This window comes from Aliivibrio thorii (genome assembly GCF_057368585.1).
Genome location: NZ_CM170654.1, coordinates 2,840,340 through 2,857,634, shown reverse-complemented (window position 1 = coordinate 2,857,634; position 17,295 = coordinate 2,840,340). Strand labels below are relative to the sequence as shown.

The following is a 17,295-nucleotide window of genomic DNA, read 5'->3' as shown; positions in this document are numbered from 1 at the left end:
ATAAGTTGAATTTGGCGATCTGACGTGATCTTATACTGTTTAGATAACTAAATGAGATTCAAAAGATGAATTACGACGAATTCAAAGACCATTTTAACATATTAAGTGATAGCCGTCAGAAACGAAAAATCACTTACGATTTCTTCGAAGTTTTGTTCCAAGTGGTGACAGCCATGTTGTGTGGAATGAAAACCTGGGATGAGATAGAAGCCTTTGGAGAAGAGAACTTAGAATGGCTTAAAAAGTTCAGTCCATATTTATCAGGCATTCCAAGTCAAGATACAACGGCTCGCATTGTTGGATTGGTTGACCCAGATGAATTTTCTCTTTGTTTTACTCGATGGTGTAACGACATTCAAAATGAAAAGTCGTTAGAAACCAATCATATAGCTATTGATGGGAAGTCTTTAAAAGGCACGTATGATTATAGTAAGAAGAAATGCCTAACACATATGGTTAATGCTTATTCTGTTGATACTGGTCTGGTTTTAAGTCAACTAAAAACGAGCTCGAAATCGAATGAAATAAAGACTATCCCTGAGTTGCTTAAATTAATCAGAGTTAAAGGTCGAGTAATTAGTGTTGATGCAATGGGTTGCCAGAGAGCAATTGCAGAGCTAATAGTTGAACGTAAAGGGGACTATTTAATGTCAGTAAAAGACAATCAACCAAGTCTCCATAAGGTTTTTACTGAACACTTTTCGTTAGGGCAATTATGCGATTATGCGAGTGATTCTTTTGAGGAAGAAGAAATTTGTCTACGGGGTCGTAAGACCTTAAGAAGTTATATTGTTGTTCCATTTACGGATAAATATGGAGATTTTGCCTCTAAATGGAAAGGCTTAAAAAGTTTATGTATAGCAACGACTTATCAACAGAAAAACGGAGAGCCTTCGGGAAGTTTAGGCGTTAGATACTTCATTTCTTCTAAGGAAATGAAAGCAGAAGAATTTGGCCAATTATGCCGAGGCCATTGGGGCGTAGAAAGTATGCACTGGTGGTTGGACACTGTAATGAATGAAGATAACAGCCGGATCATCTACAAGCATGCATCAGAAAACCTATCTCGAATTCGTCAAATGTGTATGAATTTTATTAAGCTTGTAGAGATGAAAGGGACATTGAAACGAAGACAATTGAAATGCGCGTTAAATACTGAGTTTCGAGAGAGAGTTTTGTTTGGTACTTAAGGGTTTTTAACAATTTTGTAACTCACGAGGGAACCCTGTAAGCAGGGTCCGCGCATGTTATTTACGCAGTGATTCCTAATATTTCGGGATATAATTTTTTAAAATAGCTTGAATTCGAAGTTTAGAAATGATCTTATACTGTTAACAAAACAGAAGAAGACAAAATAATGAATTACGACGATTTTAAAGACCATTTTAACATATTAAGCGATACACGTCAGTCGAGAAAATCGACGTATAATTTCTTTGAAGTCATGTTCCAAGTGGTTACCGCAATGTTGTGTGGAATGAAGACCTGGGACGAGATAGATACCTTTGGTGAAGAGAATTTAACGTGGTTTAGAAAATTTAGCGATTACTCTCATGGAGTACCGAGTCACGATACCATTGCTCGAATAGTTAGTTTGGTTGACCCCGATGAATTTTCAATTTGTTTTACACGGTGGTGCAATGATATTCAGCATGAAAAATCATTAGATACGACTCATGTAGCGATTGATGGGAAATCATTAAGAGGAACATATGACTATAGTAAAAACAAATGCTTAACTCATATGGTAAATGCTTATTCTGTTGATACAGGCTTGGTTTTAGGCCAATTAAAAACAGATTCCAAAAGCAATGAAATAACGACAATTCCTGAAATACTAAAGCTAATTAAAGTTAAAAACAGAATTATTAGTCTTGATGCAATGGGCTGTCAGAGAACAATTGCAGCAGATATTGTTAATAGAGAAGGTGATTACTTATTAGCAGTGAAAGGTAACCAAGAACGCTTACGTAATATGTTTTTAAATAAATTTTCTTTTGCTCAACTTGCTCATTTAGAGTGTGATAAATTTGAAACGGAAGAAGTCGGTAAGCGCGGAAGAAAAATGGTTAGGTCTTATTATGTTGTGCCATTTACAGAAGCATTTGGAGACTTCTCTGTTGATTGGGACGGTCTAGAAAGTTTATGTATAGCAGTGACTTATAATAAACATAACAAAAGTAACTCAGGGTCTTTAGGTATTAGATATTTCATATCATCTAAGAAATTATCAGCAGAAGAGTTTGGTAAATTATGCCGAGGCCATTGGGGTGTAGAAAGTATGCATTGGTGGTTGGATAGCGTAATGAAAGAAGACGACAGTAAGATAATGTATCAGCATGCTGCAGAGAATTTATCTAGGATCCGCCAGATGTGTATGAACTTCATAAAATTGGTGGATTTAAAAGGAACGTTAAAGAAACGGCAGTTGAAATGTGCACTTAATACAGACTTTAGAGAGATGGTATTATTTGGCACTTAGCTGTAATTTAACATTTTAGCAACTCATGCGTGGACCCTGCGATACACGTCAGTCGAGAAAATCGACGTATAATTTCTTTGAAGTCATGTTCCAAGTGGTTACCGCAATGTTGTGTGGAATGAAGACCTGGGACGAGATAGATACCTTTGGTGAAGAGAATTTAACGTGGTTTAGAAAATTTAGCGATTACTCTCATGGAGTACCGAGTCACGATACCATTGCTCGAATAGTTAGTTTGGTTGACCCCGATGAATTTTCAATTTGTTTTACACGGTGGTGCAATGATATTCAGCATGAAAAATCATTAGATACGACTCATGTAGCGATTGATGGGAAATCATTAAGAGGAACATATGACTATAGTAAAAACAAATGCTTAACTCATATGGTAAATGCTTATTCTGTTGATACAGGCTTGGTTTTAGGCCAATTAAAAACAGATTCCAAAAGCAATGAAATAACGACAATTCCTGAAATACTAAAGCTAATTAAAGTTAAAAACAGAATTATTAGTCTTGATGCAATGGGCTGTCAGAGAACAATTGCAGCAGATATTGTTAATAGAGAAGGTGATTACTTATTAGCAGTGAAAGGTAACCAAGAACGCTTACGTAATATGTTTTTAAATAAATTTTCTTTTGCTCAACTTGCTCATTTAGAGTGTGATAAATTTGAAACGGAAGAAGTCGGTAAGCGCGGAAGAAAAATGGTTAGGTCTTATTATGTTGTGCCATTTACAGAAGCATTTGGAGACTTCTCTGTTGATTGGGACGGTCTAGAAAGTTTATGTATAGCAGTGACTTATAATAAACATAACAAAAGTAACTCAGGGTCTTTAGGTATTAGATATTTCATATCATCTAAGAAATTATCAGCAGAAGAGTTTGGTAAATTATGCCGAGGCCATTGGGGTGTAGAAAGTATGCATTGGTGGTTGGATAGCGTAATGAAAGAAGACGACAGTAAGATAATGTATCAGCATGCTGCAGAGAATTTATCTAGGATCCGCCAGATGTGTATGAACTTCATAAAATTGGTGGATTTAAAAGGAACGTTAAAGAAACGGCAGTTGAAATGTGCACTTAATACAGACTTTAGAGAGATGGTATTATTTGGCACTTAGCTGTAATTTAACATTTTAGCAACTCATGCGTGGACCCTGCAATTGCAGCAGATATTGTTAATAGAGAAGGTGATTACTTATTAGCAGTGAAAGGTAACCAAGAACGCTTACGTAATATGTTTTTAAATAAATTTTCTTTTGCTCAACTTGCTCATTTAGAGTGTGATAAATTTGAAACGGAAGAAGTCGGTAAGCGCGGAAGAAAAATGGTTAGGTCTTATTATGTTGTGCCATTTACAGAAGCATTTGGAGACTTCTCTGTTGATTGGGACGGTCTAGAAAGTTTATGTATAGCAGTGACTTATAATAAACATAACAAAAGTAACTCAGGGTCTTTAGGTATTAGATATTTCATATCATCTAAGAAATTATCAGCAGAAGAGTTTGGTAAATTATGCCGAGGCCATTGGGGTGTAGAAAGTATGCATTGGTGGTTGGATAGCGTAATGAAAGAAGACGACAGTAAGATAATGTATCAGCATGCTGCAGAGAATTTATCTAGGATCCGCCAGATGTGTATGAACTTCATAAAATTGGTGGATTTAAAAGGAACGTTAAAGAAACGGCAGTTGAAATGTGCACTTAATACAGACTTTAGAGAGATGGTATTATTTGGCACTTAGCTGTAATTTAACATTTTAGCAACTCATGCGTGGACCCTGATGAGTCCTTTACCTCAGCGTTTAATCGTCTCATTAAAGATGAATTAGGTTTGGATTGCGCTGAATCAAAGTTCAAAGGCATATACCAGCATTTTTATGATGATAACTTTTCTGAAGGTGACTTTACGACGCATTATGTGGTCTTGGCCTATGAAATTAATATAGGTGAAGACCTATCAAGCTTGCCATTAGAGCAGCACTCATCTTATCAATGGTTTTCAAAAGATGATCTAGTAAATAACCTGCAAACACATATTCATACTAAATGGTATTTTCAAGACAGTAAGCAAGCTGATTTTGACATCAACTCAATAAATACCACATTAAAATAAGAATTAGGAATTAAAAATGATAACTCCTGTAATTATGGCTGGTGGAACAGGCTCTCGTTTATGGCCTCTATCCCGTGAACTGTACCCAAAACAATTTTTAAGTGTCACTGGTGATGCGACGATGTTACAGCAAACAGCATTACGCCTTTTTGGTCTTGAACATCAAGCACCGATTCTTATTTGTAACGAAGAGCATCGCTTTATTGCTGCAGAGCAGATGCGTTTAGGTGGTTTTGAGCACGGTGGTATAATTCTTGAACCTGTAGGCCGAAATACTGCGCCAGCTATTGCGCTTGCAGCACTACAAGCAATAAACAATGCTAAAAATGATGAAGAGCCACTTCTGTTAGTTTTAGCTGCCGATCATGTGATTGAAAATGAAATCGCATTTATTGAATCAGTGAAGAAAGCACAGCAACCAGCAGTGGAAGATAAGCTAGTCACCTTTGGTATCGTGGCTAACGCACCAGAAACCGGTTATGGCTATATCAAAGCGGGTGAGAAGCAAGGAAATGCGTTTGCTGTAAGTGAGTTTGTTGAAAAGCCTGATTTAGAAACCGCTGAACAATACTTAGCAACAAATGAGTATTACTGGAACAGCGGCATGTTCTTATTTAAAGCGACTCGCTATCTTGAAGAGTTGGCTAAGTATGAACCTGAAATTCTGAAAGTATGCCAACAAGCGATTGCTAAACCTTCACAAGATGCAGAGTTTATCCGTGTAGATGCTGATGTGTTCGAGACTTGTCCTGATAAGTCGGTTGACTATGCAGTTATGGAAAAAACTGATTCAGCAGTAGTCGTTCCAATGGATGCAGGGTGGAGTGATGTAGGTTCATTTTCTGCGTTGTGGGAAATATCAAAAAAAGACGAAAATAAAAATGTAGTCAAAGGTGATGTAATTACCGTTGATTCGACAAATAACTACATCTATGCAGAAAATAAATTAGTTTCAACTGTTGGTGTCGATAATCTAGTTGTGATTGAAACTAAAGATGCCATTTTGGTTGCAAATAAAGATAAAGTGCAAGAAGTTAAAAGTATTGTAAATAAATTGAAAGAAACAGAGCGCACTGAACAAAAATTGCATAGAGAAGTCTATCGCCCTTGGGGTAAATATGACTCTATCGATTTTGGTGCAAGAGATCAGGTAAAGCGTATAACTGTCAAACCAGGGGAGAAGCTTTCAATTCAGAAGCACTTCCACCGTTCAGAGCACTGGATCGTTGTGTCAGGTACAGCAAGTGTGTTAAATGGCGATGAGACTATTATAGTGACAGAGAATGAATCGACGTATATTCCTCTTGGAACCATTCATGCATTAGAAAATCCAGGTAAAATCCCATTAGAGATAATTGAAGTTCAGACAGGTAGTTATCTTGGTGAAGATGATATTGTTCGCTTTGAAGATCGTTACGGCAGAAGCTAAGGGAAAATATGTCAACTAAGTTAGTTAGCTCAACAGTAATTAAAGAAAGTGGTGTTGCTTTTGGTACAAGTGGTGCCCGTGGTCTAGTGACTCAGTTTACAGCAAATGTATGCGGTGCATTTAGTGCGGCTTTTGTTGCAGCAATAAAACCAAATTTCGAATTTAAGCAAATAGCGATTGCGATTGATAACCGCCCAAGCAGTTATGCAATGGCGCAAGCTTGTGTATCAGTTTTAACACAGCTAGATATTGAAGTTATCTATTATGGTGTTGTGCCTACACCCGCATTGGCTTATGTTGCTCAAGAAGATGCAATTCCTGCCATTATGGTTACTGGAAGTCACATTCCATTTGATAGAAATGGTCTTAAATTTTATCGCCCTGATGGTGAAATTAGTAAGCTTGATGAAGAAGCTATTTTAAATGCAGTAGTTGCGTTTACGGATGTTTCAGAATTACCTGAGTTGACAGTAAATAATAAAGCAGCTGACGATTATATTGAGCGTTATATATATTTGTTTGATAACCCCTGGTTAGCTGGCAAGCGTATTGGTATTTATGAGCATTCAAGTGCAGGGCGTGATCTTTACTACAAAATCTTTGAGGCATTTGGTGCTGAAGTTATTAGCTTAGAGCGAAGTGATCAATTTGTGCCGATCGATACCGAGGCCGTTTCAGAAGAAGACACATTAAAAGCAATTAATTGGTCTAAAGAACACAACCTCGATTTAGTGTTCTCCACCGATGGCGATGGCGATCGCCCATTAGTGTCCGATGAAAATGGCAATTGGTTACGAGGTGACATTTTAGGCTTATTAACTTCTGATGCGCTTAATATTGAAGCATTAGCAGTGCCAGTTAGTTGTAATACTGCAATAGAATTGTGTAAGCGTTTCTCTCATGTAGAAAGAACCAAAATTGGTTCACCTTATGTAATTGCTGAATTTTCAAAATTGACTGAAAAATACAGTTCAGTAGCAGGCTTTGAGGCTAATGGTGGCTACTTGCTTGGAAGTAATATTGAACTGAATGGTCAACAATTAAAAGCACTACCAACAAGAGATGCGGTACTACCTGTGATTATGCTTTTGATGGCTGCACATCAAGCACCGATTTCAATGCTAGTAAAAAACCTTCCGCAACGCTTTACCCATAGCGACCGTATTCAAAACTTTGCAACAGAAAAAAGCCAATCATTGATTTCGAAAGGCAAAGAAGCACCGTTGGAATTGCTTAAGCTAATTGGTATAGATAATGTAGAAATTGATAATGTTGATACGACGGATGGACTTAGGTTAACTCTATCGAATAATCATATTATTCATTTACGCGCTTCAGGAAACGCACCTGAGCTGCGCTGTTATGTAGAGGCTGGGAAGCATGAAAATGCAATAAATTGCGTAAAGTGGACTTTAAAAGCTATGCAGTCTATGTAGTTTATATACTTTTTAAATTAAGGAATTACGAATGTCGATCGTTGCGTTCATACCAGCCCGTGGCGGGTCTAAAGGTGTACCTAAGAAAAATATAAGGCTTTTAGCAAATAAACCACTTATTGCTTGGAGTATAGAGCAGGCTCGCTCTTCAAAATTTATTGACCGAGTTATTGTCTCAACGGATTGCCCTGAAATAGCAAAAGTAGCAAAAGAATATGGAGCTGAGGTTCCTTTTTTGAGACCTAGTTCTATTTCTGGTGATACAGCGACAACAGAATCTGCAATGCTACATTGTTGTGATTACCTAGAGGATAATAATGTGTTGCCAGAGTTGTTTATTCTCGTTCAAGCGACATCTCCACTTCGTTCAAAAAATCAATTTGATGATGCTATCTTGGCTTTTAGAGAGAATCATTATGATAGTATGCTGACAGTTTCTGCATCTCATCGTTTTACATGGAAAGATAAGTTACATCCTTCTGCATCATATGATTATAAAAATCGACCTCGCCGACAAGATATAAAAGAAGAAGATCAAGAGTATTTAGAAACGGGGTCATTTTATATAACAAAAACAGCTTTGCTAAGAGAGCATGAAAATCGTCTTGTAGGGAAAATTGGAATGTTTGAAGTACCGGAAGATGAAAGTTATGAAATCGATAGTTTATTTGACTTTAAAGTATGCGAAGAAATTTTTAAATTAAAAAATAATATAGAGTAAGTATTATGTTGCTAACTAAAAATATTCAACAATATATCTGTTTTTCAGAATCGAAATTAGTCGATGTATTAAATAAAATTAATGAAAATAAAGCTCGTATTATTTTTGTTGTTTCAGAACACGGAAAGCTACTTGGTAGTATTTCAGACGGAGATATTCGTCGTTGGTTAACAGAAACTAACACATTGAATTTGAATGTCTTAGCAATGACGGTCATGAATCAAAATGTAAAAAAGCTTTCTGTTAGTGCCAATCAAGCTATAGTTGAGAAGTTTTTTAATACAGGCATAGATTGTGTGCCACTAGTTGATGAAAGTGGACACTTAATTCAATTAGCGTTTCAAAAACAGAGTGGTTTTTTTGTCGGAAATATAGAGGTTTCTGAAAAATCTCCTAGTTTTATTATTGCTGAAATTGGTAATAATCACCAAGGTGACATAAATTTAGCCAAAGAGTTGGTTGATCATGCTATTGCTGCGAAAGTTGATTGTGTTAAATTTCAAATGCGTAATATGAAAACACTTTACAAAGACTCTGGTAAAAATGATGTCTCTGCTGATTTGGGGGCTCAATATACATTAGATTTGCTTTCTAAATTTCAGCTTTCTAACGATGAGTTAATTGAAGTATTTGATTATGCAAGGTCGAAAAATATTTTACCTTTATGTACACCATGGGATATTGAATCTTTAAAGGTATTAGAAGCATATGGTATGGAAGCATATAAAGTAGCTTCTGCAGATTTTACCAATTTTGAACTTTTAGAAGCAATCGTTAATACAAGTAAGCCATTTTTCTGTTCAACAGGAATGTCGAGTGAAGGCGAAATAAAAGAGACAGTTGATTTTCTTAATAAATTAGGAGCAAATTATGTACTCCTACACTGTAATTCAACTTATCCAACGCCATTCAAAGATGTGAATTTAAGATATTTAACACGATTAAAAGAAATCACTGGAGCTTTAGTCGGTTATTCTGGTCATGAGCGAGGAATTTGTGTGCCTATTGCATCTATAGCTTTAGGTGCAAGCGTTATTGAAAAGCATTTAACTATTGATACAAGTTTAGAAGGGACGGATCATAAAGTTAGTTTGCTTCCAAATGAATTAAAGGAAATGGTTAAGCAAATCCGACAAGTTGAAGAAGGACTTGGAAGTGACGAGCAGCCTCGCGAGATCACGCAAGGTGAATTAATGAACCGTGAGAATTTAGCTAAGAGTTTAGTAGCAATAAGGGATATTAAACCAGGTGAAGTTGTAACTCGTGATATGGTTGAGATTAAAAGCCCTGGGCAAGGATTACAACCTAATCGGTTAGATGATTTAATAGGGAAAAAAGTTGAGCGAGAAATAAGTTCAGGTGGTTTCTTCTATATGAGTGATATCTTAGGGCAAATTAAAAAGAGACATTACGATTTTAAACGTCCATTTGGTGTTCCAGTTAGATACCATGACTTTAGACAAATTCTAGCAGATACAAACTTAGATTTTGTCGAGTTTCATCTTTCATATAATGATATGGAGGTTGATTTAGAAGATTATTTCTCTGAAGAAGAAAGTATTGGATTTGCAGTTCATAGTCCTGAGCTCTTTGCTAATGATCATATTCTAGATTTATGTTCCGATGACCCTCTGTACCTTGAGCAATCAAAAAAACTATTGCAGGAAGTTGTTAATATTACACGAGTGTTAAATCAATATTTCCCTAAAACGAAAGATCCGGTGATTGTTGTGAATGCTGGTGGTTGGAATAGTAATGGTTTTATTGATGAGAACCTTAAAAAGGGGAAATATCAACTAATCTCAGATGCTTTAAATGAACTTGACTTAGGTGGTGTAACTATAGCAATTCAAACCATGCCTCCTTTTCCATGGCATTTTGGTGGTCAAAGCTACCATAATCTTTTTGTATGTGCAGATGAGATCGTTGAGTTTTGCAAAAATAACCCGAAAATTAAGATTTGTTTAGATATATCACATTCCATGATGTCGTGTAATTACTATGGTTGGGATTTGCTTGAATTTGTAGAAAAAGTTGCACCATATAATGTTCATTTACACATAGTTGATGCAAAAGGCGCTGATGGTGAAGGTATCGAGATTGGAAAAGGAGATGTTAATTTTCATGCCTTAATGTCACTTTTAGATAAAGAAAATTCACAAGTTCAGTTTATTCCTGAAGTTTGGCAAGGACATAAGAATGGCGGTGAAGGTTTTTGGTCTGCTTTTGAATTTCTTGAATCGATAAAGTAGTAGGGAAACTACATGGGTACGCTGTGGAGCACAGAAGTTAACTGTAAGTTAGTCATTTGAGTACAGGCTTAAGAAGCTTGAAAGTCGACCCTGCAAAGTCTGCTGTCGGAAGCCAGGGCCGACGCATGTATAAAACACAGTATTTTTCAGAAAGCTAGGTAAAAATTTTAAAAATAACTGCTAATCATCATGAATGTGTTACTTTATACCTTACTCTATTCTTTTCGGAAGCAAAGGATGGAAAGAAATAGAAGCCTTCGTGAGTTTAACTTGGAATGGTTGCGTAACTTCAGAGAGTTTGAAAACGGTATACTAAGTCATTCTTCCAATACAAGCACAGATAACAAAACTAAAGCTGAGTCAGTTATTTGATTCTTAATCTTAAATTGATTTTATTTCTTTGATCTACGGTGTTTTTAATGTATAAAAATATTTTGGTATATATTTGTGGCGAAGTTTTAGCTAAAATCTCTCCATTTCTTATATTACCATATTTAACAGCTAAGCTAGGTGTAGAAGAATATGGTGTATTATCCTTATATATGGCTTACGCTCAATTGATTACCATTGTTGTTGGTTTTAGTGTGCATAGTTCTATATCTAGATACTATTATAAGTATGGCGGTAAGCGCATAAATAATTTGGTTTTTACATATCTAATTTGGTCGAGTTTAGTTTTCTTTGTGATTTCTTTGGTTATGGAGTTTTTAAATTATTCAAACATTGTATTTGTAGCTGCTTACTCGTGGATAGGCTACATTTTTACAATAAAAGTTACAATATACCAATGTCAAAAGAAAGCTATTAATTACACAATATATCAAGTTTCTTATGCGATATTGAGTGTTATTTTGACTGTGTTGATTTTTGAATTATATTCAGGCTCTGTTGAAAATAGATTTATAGCTCAAATTTCAACATATTTATTATTGATGTGTCCTACAGTTTTTTATTTTGTTAAAGTTTGTGGGGATTGGGAAAGGTTAAATATTTCAAAAAAGAAATTTATTATTTATTTAAAGTATCAATTTTTTTTCGGTTTACCTTTGTTATTACATTCGCTTTCGAACTTTATGAGAACTGAATCCGATAAAATATTTATTAACAATGTTTATAATAACTATGAATTGGGGGTTTATTCGATAGGTGCTAAAGTAGGTCTTGCAGTTCTAACGCTAATTTTAGCGGTCAACAAAGCTGTACAACCATATGTTTTCGAAATGATAAAAAATAAGAGTAAAATTGAAAAAGTATTTTCAATGGACAAAGTTTGTTTATTTTCTATCTCCTTACTTTTCGCTATTGCTATTGTACCTGAAACAATATATGAGCTAGTGTTTGGCGTTGACATTAAGTATTATGTTCTAATGTTTTCCCTATCTAGCATATGTCTGATTCCATACTTTATATATGTTAATTATTTGTTTTATTATAAAATGACTAAGATAGTTGGATATCTTTCCGTTGTGTCTGCTTTTATTTACATTTTTGTCATTTTTATTATTACAAGTTTTCTGCCAGTTACTTACGTTCCAATATCTGCAGTTATTGCTAATGTATTCTTAAGTATCTTTGTTTATTCCTATATTAAAAGAGGTTATTTGAAAGTTGATTAAATTAGTTGTGTGGGATTTAGATGAGACATTTTGGTCAGGTACATTGTCTGAAGAGGGAATCAAACCCATTTCGGAAAATATTAAGCTGGTTAAAGAATTATCACTGAAAGGGGTGATCAACACAATTTCTTCTAAAAATGACTTTGAAAAAGCGAAAGAAGAGTTGGAAAAGTTAGGGGTTTGGGAGTACTTTGTTTTCCCAAAAATAGGTTGGTACTCCAAAGGAAATGCAATCAAAGATACATTAAAAGCAATGAGTTTGAGAGCTGAAAATACAGTATTCATTGATGATAATCATTTAAATATGAAAGAAGTCAGCACGCTTATTCCTAATATTAGTGTTATACATCCAAATGAAATAGTTACATACTTTAATAATTCGAAAGTACTCGATAAAGATCTTGATACAGAGTTTACAAGATTAAAGCAATATAAAATATTAGAAAGTAAAGAAATTCAGAAGCAGAGTTTTGAAACAGATATTGATTTTTTAAAGTCTTGTAATATTTTAGTTAAAGTAGAGAAAGCCACTGATATTCATGTAAAAAGAGTCGCTGATCTTTTGCAGCGTGCAAATCAACTTAATTTTACTAAGGTAAGACTGAGTGAAATTGAAGTCCAGTCCATTATTCAGAATATAGATTACGATTGTTGTATAGTTGAAGTTAAAGACGACTACGGAAATTATGGAATCGTAGGCTTTTATGCCATAAATAAAATTAGAAGTGAAATTGAACATTTTTGTTTTTCTTGCCGTACAATTAACCTTGGTGTTGAACAATGGGTCTATAAAAGAATTTGTTCCAATGAAATTCTTTTGAGTGGCAGTACCGTTGTAACTTTGAACTCAACGGACGAACTTTGTTGGATAAAAGAAGATAAAACAGATAAAGAGTTAGTTGAAATTGAAGAAGTAGATTTTAAAAGTACTGATGTCAAGGTTTTATTTAAAGGAGGTTGTGATTTACTTCAAATGACAGCTTACCTTAATTCTTCAAGTCACTTATTTGAAGAGACAAACTCGGTTAACTCATATGGACTTCCAGAGCATACTGAACATACATTATTGATATTAAATAAAGCTGAACTGAATGACGATTTACCTTATTTAACCAGCGGAAGTACAAAAACAGATTTTTTCAATAAAAAATTTAAATATATAATTTTTAGTCCTCTAATGGATTATACACAAGATATATATAGCGATGGCGTTAGGAGCTTTCCATTTGGGGGGTACGGGCAACGCAAAGACTTGAATGAAACATCTCCTGATATTAAATGTTTAATGGATGATTTTTATGATAGATATGAAAATATAGGGCAAATAAAAACAGAGCAGTTTATTGAAAATCTCAACTTGATATTAAGAAGGTTATCCAAAAATACCGAACTTATTATATTAAATGGTTCTGAAATAAGTCCGATAATAACTGACGATGTTTCAATAAATAGACATAAAGCTATGAATCTCGCACTAGATGAGTTTTGTAAGACTCAGGATAGAGTTAAAGTTTTAGATGTAAGGAAACATATAAAATCCGAAAATGATCTTACGGACAATATTCGCCATTATAAAAGACATGTTTATAAAGCTATAGCGGATGAAGTTATATTAATGTTGGAAGTTAAGCAAATTAAAAGGAGAAGTTTTTTATCAGAAAAAATGGTCCGTTGTTATAGATATTTAAAGTATCTGTGGAGGTAGTTTGGATGAGCTCAATATTTTATGTTCGTTCCCCTTTTCAGATAATATGTGCAAATGAGGCTAAATCTACACTTCTGTTGAATAAATGTACATTAATTGTTGAAATTAACACTAAAAGAGTTGGTAATCATACAAAACAAATGATGTCGGTTTTAAAATCTAATCAATGGGATAGAGTTATCTACCTCGATGCTGCATCTAAAGTTACTTTTCATTTTAAACTTATCAAATTACTTTGTTTGCTTAAATTACAAACAAATGAATATTTTTTCATGGGAGACTTCAGAAGCTCTATAAGCCACCTACTTAGTAATTATATTCACGCTGATCAAACTGTTGTTTTGGATGATGGTGCATCAACAATTGATGTGGTGTATAATTATTTCTTTTGTAACAATTATCGATATCTAAGCCCAAATAGTTACTTAGATAAGTTTAGATATAAGTTTTTAATGTTTTTTGCTAGAGAAAAGTCTGAGCCTTATGTTTTATACTCTATTTTTGATTTTGATAGGTTGGCTAATTTAAGGGTTATTGATAGAGTTAGTACTAAAAAGAAGTTAGATACAGGTACTATTTTTTACTTTGGTTCTAAATTTGTTGAAAGTGGCGGAGTTGCGTTAACTGATGAGTTGAACTTTTTGAAAAAAGTATATAACCAATTGCGTAAAACTTATGATTTGGTTTTTTATATTCCACATCGAGATGAAAAAGAAGATAAGTTAAATCGAATTGAGGCGTTAGGTTATAGTGTTAAACATTTAGGTATGCCTGCTGAACAATATTTTGAACATGCTAGGACATTACCTATTTCAATAGCTTCTTGCTGGTCAACAGTTTTATGGACATTGTCTCAACAATATCAGTTTAAAGAGCTAATTAGTATTAGTAATCTACACATGTTGAAACAAACGGAAGAAAAGAATAGAGCTAGTTTGATCTATAAGTACTACCAAGAACATGGTATAGAGGTTATCACACTTTGACTAAACGTTACATTGAACTATATATGCTGACTACTTTTTTTGGCTCAGCTTATATATTTTTTGGAGTTGGGTTTCTTACTCCAATGAATATTCTTTTACCCGGAGCGTTGATTTTTAGTGGGTTGTTACTTTTCACTAAAAAAAATAAATATAATAAAGAAGGGTTAATGTTGTTATTTAGCCCAATTTCCATGTTTGTTTTGTTACTAATCCCAGCTTTACTTTCTAATGCAAAGCTAGTTGAAAGTTTATATTTTGTTCATGTTATAGCGATTTCTTGGATATTTTTGAGTTGGAAATTTAAACTAATAGAAATTAATTTTCCTAGTTTAATTAAGTCTGTGACGATTATTTCTTTTTTTATTTGTTTGTGTCAATTTTTATTTATTTATGGCTTCACCAATTCAGCGTTTGGCGTACTGTTAAAAAAGGAGGTATGGGGGAGTTTCGTAGTTACGGGAGGTTTTGGAAATCCTAACAACCAGTCAATTATTTTTGCATTACTGTTACCTTTAAATATCATGTTTTTCCAATCTAGAAAGTACTCTAATAAGGTTGCAACTGTATTGGTTCTTTTAAGTTTGTTCGGAATTTTGATGACACTCTCAAGATTGAGCTTGGTTATTAGTACTTTATGGTTTGCATATTATTTGTCTTTAAATAAAAGATTGATGGTGTTTGGTGCTCCTATTGTACTCTTAGCTATTTCGTTTTTATTTCGCGACATAAATGTTCATGAAGAGTTTTCCCTTTTGTCACGGCGTATTGAATCTATTCTAACCATTTTTTTAGGAGGCGATGATTCATCATCAAGTAGTCGAATTAGTAATTATTTGTATATTTTGAATAATATAAACGACTTAGCTTTCGGTTGTGGTTTAGGTTATTATAACGATTTTTACGAAAACTATTATTTAAACTTTACTGGGCATAGACTATTCGCAGACAAACCTCACTCTTTTTATTTTGAATTGATTATGTCAATGGGGTATTTGTTCCTCCCTGTATATTGGTTTTTGTTTTATTTTTCTATAAAGTCGTTGTTTAAAACTCCATTTCTAATGACAACTTTTATACTGCTATCATTTGTGCCCGGAACGGTTTTTTTAATGCCTTGTTTTTTCTTACTTTGGTATGTTTATACCCAAGTAGATTTCTTTAAGGATGATTCTATGTAATAGAGTGTAATAAATGTATTTGGGCTTTATAAATTGTCTTCGTTTTAAAGTGTCTTTAAATTTGCATGTAGAGAGTTAGATATGAAAGTTGAAACTAAAATAGCAATTATTGGTCAGGGTTATGTGGGATTACCATTAGCTGTTGAATTTGGGAAAAAATTTAAAACTATAGGATTCGATATTAATACTTCACGTATTGAGGAGTTGAAAAATCATGTTGACTCTACATTAGAATGTACGAAGGATGAGTTGTTAGAACCACGTTTTCTAACTTTTTCTTCAAATATTAAGGATGTAACTGACTGTAATATTTATATTGTTACAGTCCCAACTCCTATAGATAAACATAAGCAACCTGATCTAACTCCTTTGATCGTAGCATCAAGAATGCTAGGTGGGATTATAAAGAATGATGATATCATAATTTTTGAATCAACGGTTTATCCCGGAGCAACGGAAGAGTGTTGTATACCGGAAATTGAGAAAGTATCAGGACTTACTTATAATGTTGATTTCTTTGCTGGTTACAGTCCAGAACGAATTAACCCCGGTGATAAAAATAATCGACTCAAAAACATTAAAAAGGTAACTTCAGGTTCAAACCCAAATGTTGCAGATTTAGTTGACAAGTTGTATTTGAATATTATCGAAGCTGGCACATTTAAAGCTTCTTCTATACGTGTTGCTGAAGCTTCAAAAATTATAGAAAATACGCAAAGAGATGTGAATATAGCATTAATGAATGAATTTTCGATGATATTTGATAGATTGGGTATTGATACAAAAGAGGTTATAGCAGCAGCATCTACAAAGTGGAATTTTATTAATTTGAAACCAGGATTAGTCGGTGGTCATTGTATAAGTGTTGATCCCTACTATTTGGTTCATAAGGCACAAGAGGTTGGTTATATTCCAGACATAATTAAATCTGCAAGAGAAATAAATGATAACATGCCAACATACTTGGCGAGCAAGTTTGTTAAGCTATTAATAAATCAGGGAGCTAGAGTTAAAGGTGCAAATGTTTGTATATTAGGTGTTACTTTTAAAGGAGATTGTCCTGATATAAGAAATACTAAAGTTGTAGATTTGTCAAAAGAGTTATGTTCATATGGATTAGTTGTCACTATACACGATCCTGAAGCTTGTTCTGAAGAAGTATTTAATAACTGCGGCATCAAGTTGGTTGATGAAGTTGATCCTTGTTCATATGACGCTTTTATACATGCAGTATCCCATAGTATCTTCGAGTCTGATAAATATAGTGAAATTTTATCTAGCCGAAAACTTTTAATGACAGTTTAATCTTTCCCTAGAGATTTAGTTACTTTACTCAGTTTTAAGAACCACTTTAGTGGTCTATTTGTAGGTGG

Annotated in this window: 14 protein-coding genes; all 14 read left to right on the top strand. The window is 34.1% G+C overall.

Annotated features, from left to right (window positions below; all coding sequences use genetic code 11):
• Positions 1 to 65 precede the first annotated feature (65 nt).
• The 14 genes from AC2IP4_RS13165 (at position 66) to AC2IP4_RS13100 (ending at position 17,227) form a co-directional block, all read left to right on the top strand.
• The gene (locus AC2IP4_RS13165) at positions 66 to 1,190 is read left to right on the top strand and encodes an ISAs1 family transposase (RefSeq protein ID WP_375319889.1); all 1,125 of its coding nucleotides are present in this window, start codon (positions 66 to 68) and stop codon (positions 1,188 to 1,190) included.
• Positions 1,191 to 1,357: 167 nt separating this feature from the next.
• The gene (locus tag AC2IP4_RS13160; RefSeq protein WP_486310362.1) at positions 1,358 to 2,482 is read left to right on the top strand and encodes an ISAs1 family transposase; all 1,125 of its coding nucleotides are present in this window, start codon (positions 1,358 to 1,360) and stop codon (positions 2,480 to 2,482) included.
• A gap of 25 nt (positions 2,483 to 2,507) precedes the next feature.
• Complete coding sequence (locus tag AC2IP4_RS13155) at positions 2,508 to 3,605, top strand: ISAs1 family transposase (RefSeq protein WP_486310374.1); 1,098 nt, start codon at positions 2,508 to 2,510, stop codon at positions 3,603 to 3,605.
• Between the two features lie 29 nt (positions 3,606 to 3,634).
• Positions 3,635 to 4,228, top strand: coding sequence for an ISAs1 family transposase (locus AC2IP4_RS13150; protein WP_486310373.1), 594 nt, complete (start codon positions 3,635 to 3,637; stop codon positions 4,226 to 4,228).
• Between the two features lie 29 nt (positions 4,229 to 4,257).
• Complete coding sequence (locus tag AC2IP4_RS13145) at positions 4,258 to 4,599, top strand: NUDIX domain-containing protein (protein WP_486310372.1); 342 nt, start codon at positions 4,258 to 4,260, stop codon at positions 4,597 to 4,599.
• 16 nt (positions 4,600 to 4,615) lie between these two features.
• Positions 4,616 to 6,028 carry a mannose-1-phosphate guanylyltransferase/mannose-6-phosphate isomerase gene (locus AC2IP4_RS13140; protein WP_486310371.1) on the top strand — a complete coding sequence of 471 codons (1,413 nt, stop codon included), beginning with the start codon at positions 4,616 to 4,618 and terminating at the stop codon, positions 6,026 to 6,028.
• 8 nt (positions 6,029 to 6,036) lie between these two features.
• The gene (locus AC2IP4_RS13135) at positions 6,037 to 7,464 is read left to right on the top strand and encodes a phosphomannomutase (RefSeq protein ID WP_486310370.1); all 1,428 of its coding nucleotides are present in this window, start codon (positions 6,037 to 6,039) and stop codon (positions 7,462 to 7,464) included.
• Positions 7,465 to 7,495: 31 nt separating this feature from the next.
• Positions 7,496 to 8,185 (top strand): acylneuraminate cytidylyltransferase family protein, encoded by a 690-nt coding sequence (locus AC2IP4_RS13130; protein WP_486310369.1) that lies wholly within the window; start codon positions 7,496 to 7,498, stop codon positions 8,183 to 8,185.
• A gap of 5 nt (positions 8,186 to 8,190) precedes the next feature.
• Complete coding sequence (locus AC2IP4_RS13125; RefSeq protein WP_486310368.1) at positions 8,191 to 10,437, top strand: N-acetylneuraminate synthase family protein; 2,247 nt, start codon at positions 8,191 to 8,193, stop codon at positions 10,435 to 10,437.
• A 419-nt stretch (positions 10,438 to 10,856) separates the two neighbouring features.
• Positions 10,857 to 12,053 (top strand): lipopolysaccharide biosynthesis protein, encoded by a 1,197-nt coding sequence (locus AC2IP4_RS13120; RefSeq protein ID WP_486310367.1) that lies wholly within the window; start codon positions 10,857 to 10,859, stop codon positions 12,051 to 12,053.
• Positions 12,046 to 13,758 carry an HAD-IIIC family phosphatase gene (locus AC2IP4_RS13115; RefSeq protein WP_486310366.1) on the top strand — a complete coding sequence of 571 codons (1,713 nt, stop codon included), beginning with the start codon at positions 12,046 to 12,048 and terminating at the stop codon, positions 13,756 to 13,758. The genes AC2IP4_RS13120 and AC2IP4_RS13115 overlap by 8 nt, the downstream gene beginning before the upstream one ends.
• Before the next feature lie 5 nt (positions 13,759 to 13,763).
• A complete protein-coding gene (locus tag AC2IP4_RS13110; RefSeq protein WP_486310365.1) occupies positions 13,764 to 14,744 on the top strand; it encodes a hypothetical protein in 981 nt (326 codons plus the stop codon).
• A 23-nt stretch (positions 14,745 to 14,767) separates the two neighbouring features.
• A complete protein-coding gene (locus AC2IP4_RS13105; protein ID WP_486310364.1) occupies positions 14,768 to 15,922 on the top strand; it encodes an O-antigen ligase family protein in 1,155 nt (384 codons plus the stop codon).
• Positions 15,923 to 16,003: 81 nt separating this feature from the next.
• Positions 16,004 to 17,227 (top strand): nucleotide sugar dehydrogenase, encoded by a 1,224-nt coding sequence (locus AC2IP4_RS13100; protein WP_486310363.1) that lies wholly within the window; start codon positions 16,004 to 16,006, stop codon positions 17,225 to 17,227.
• Positions 17,228 to 17,295 lie beyond the last annotated feature (68 nt).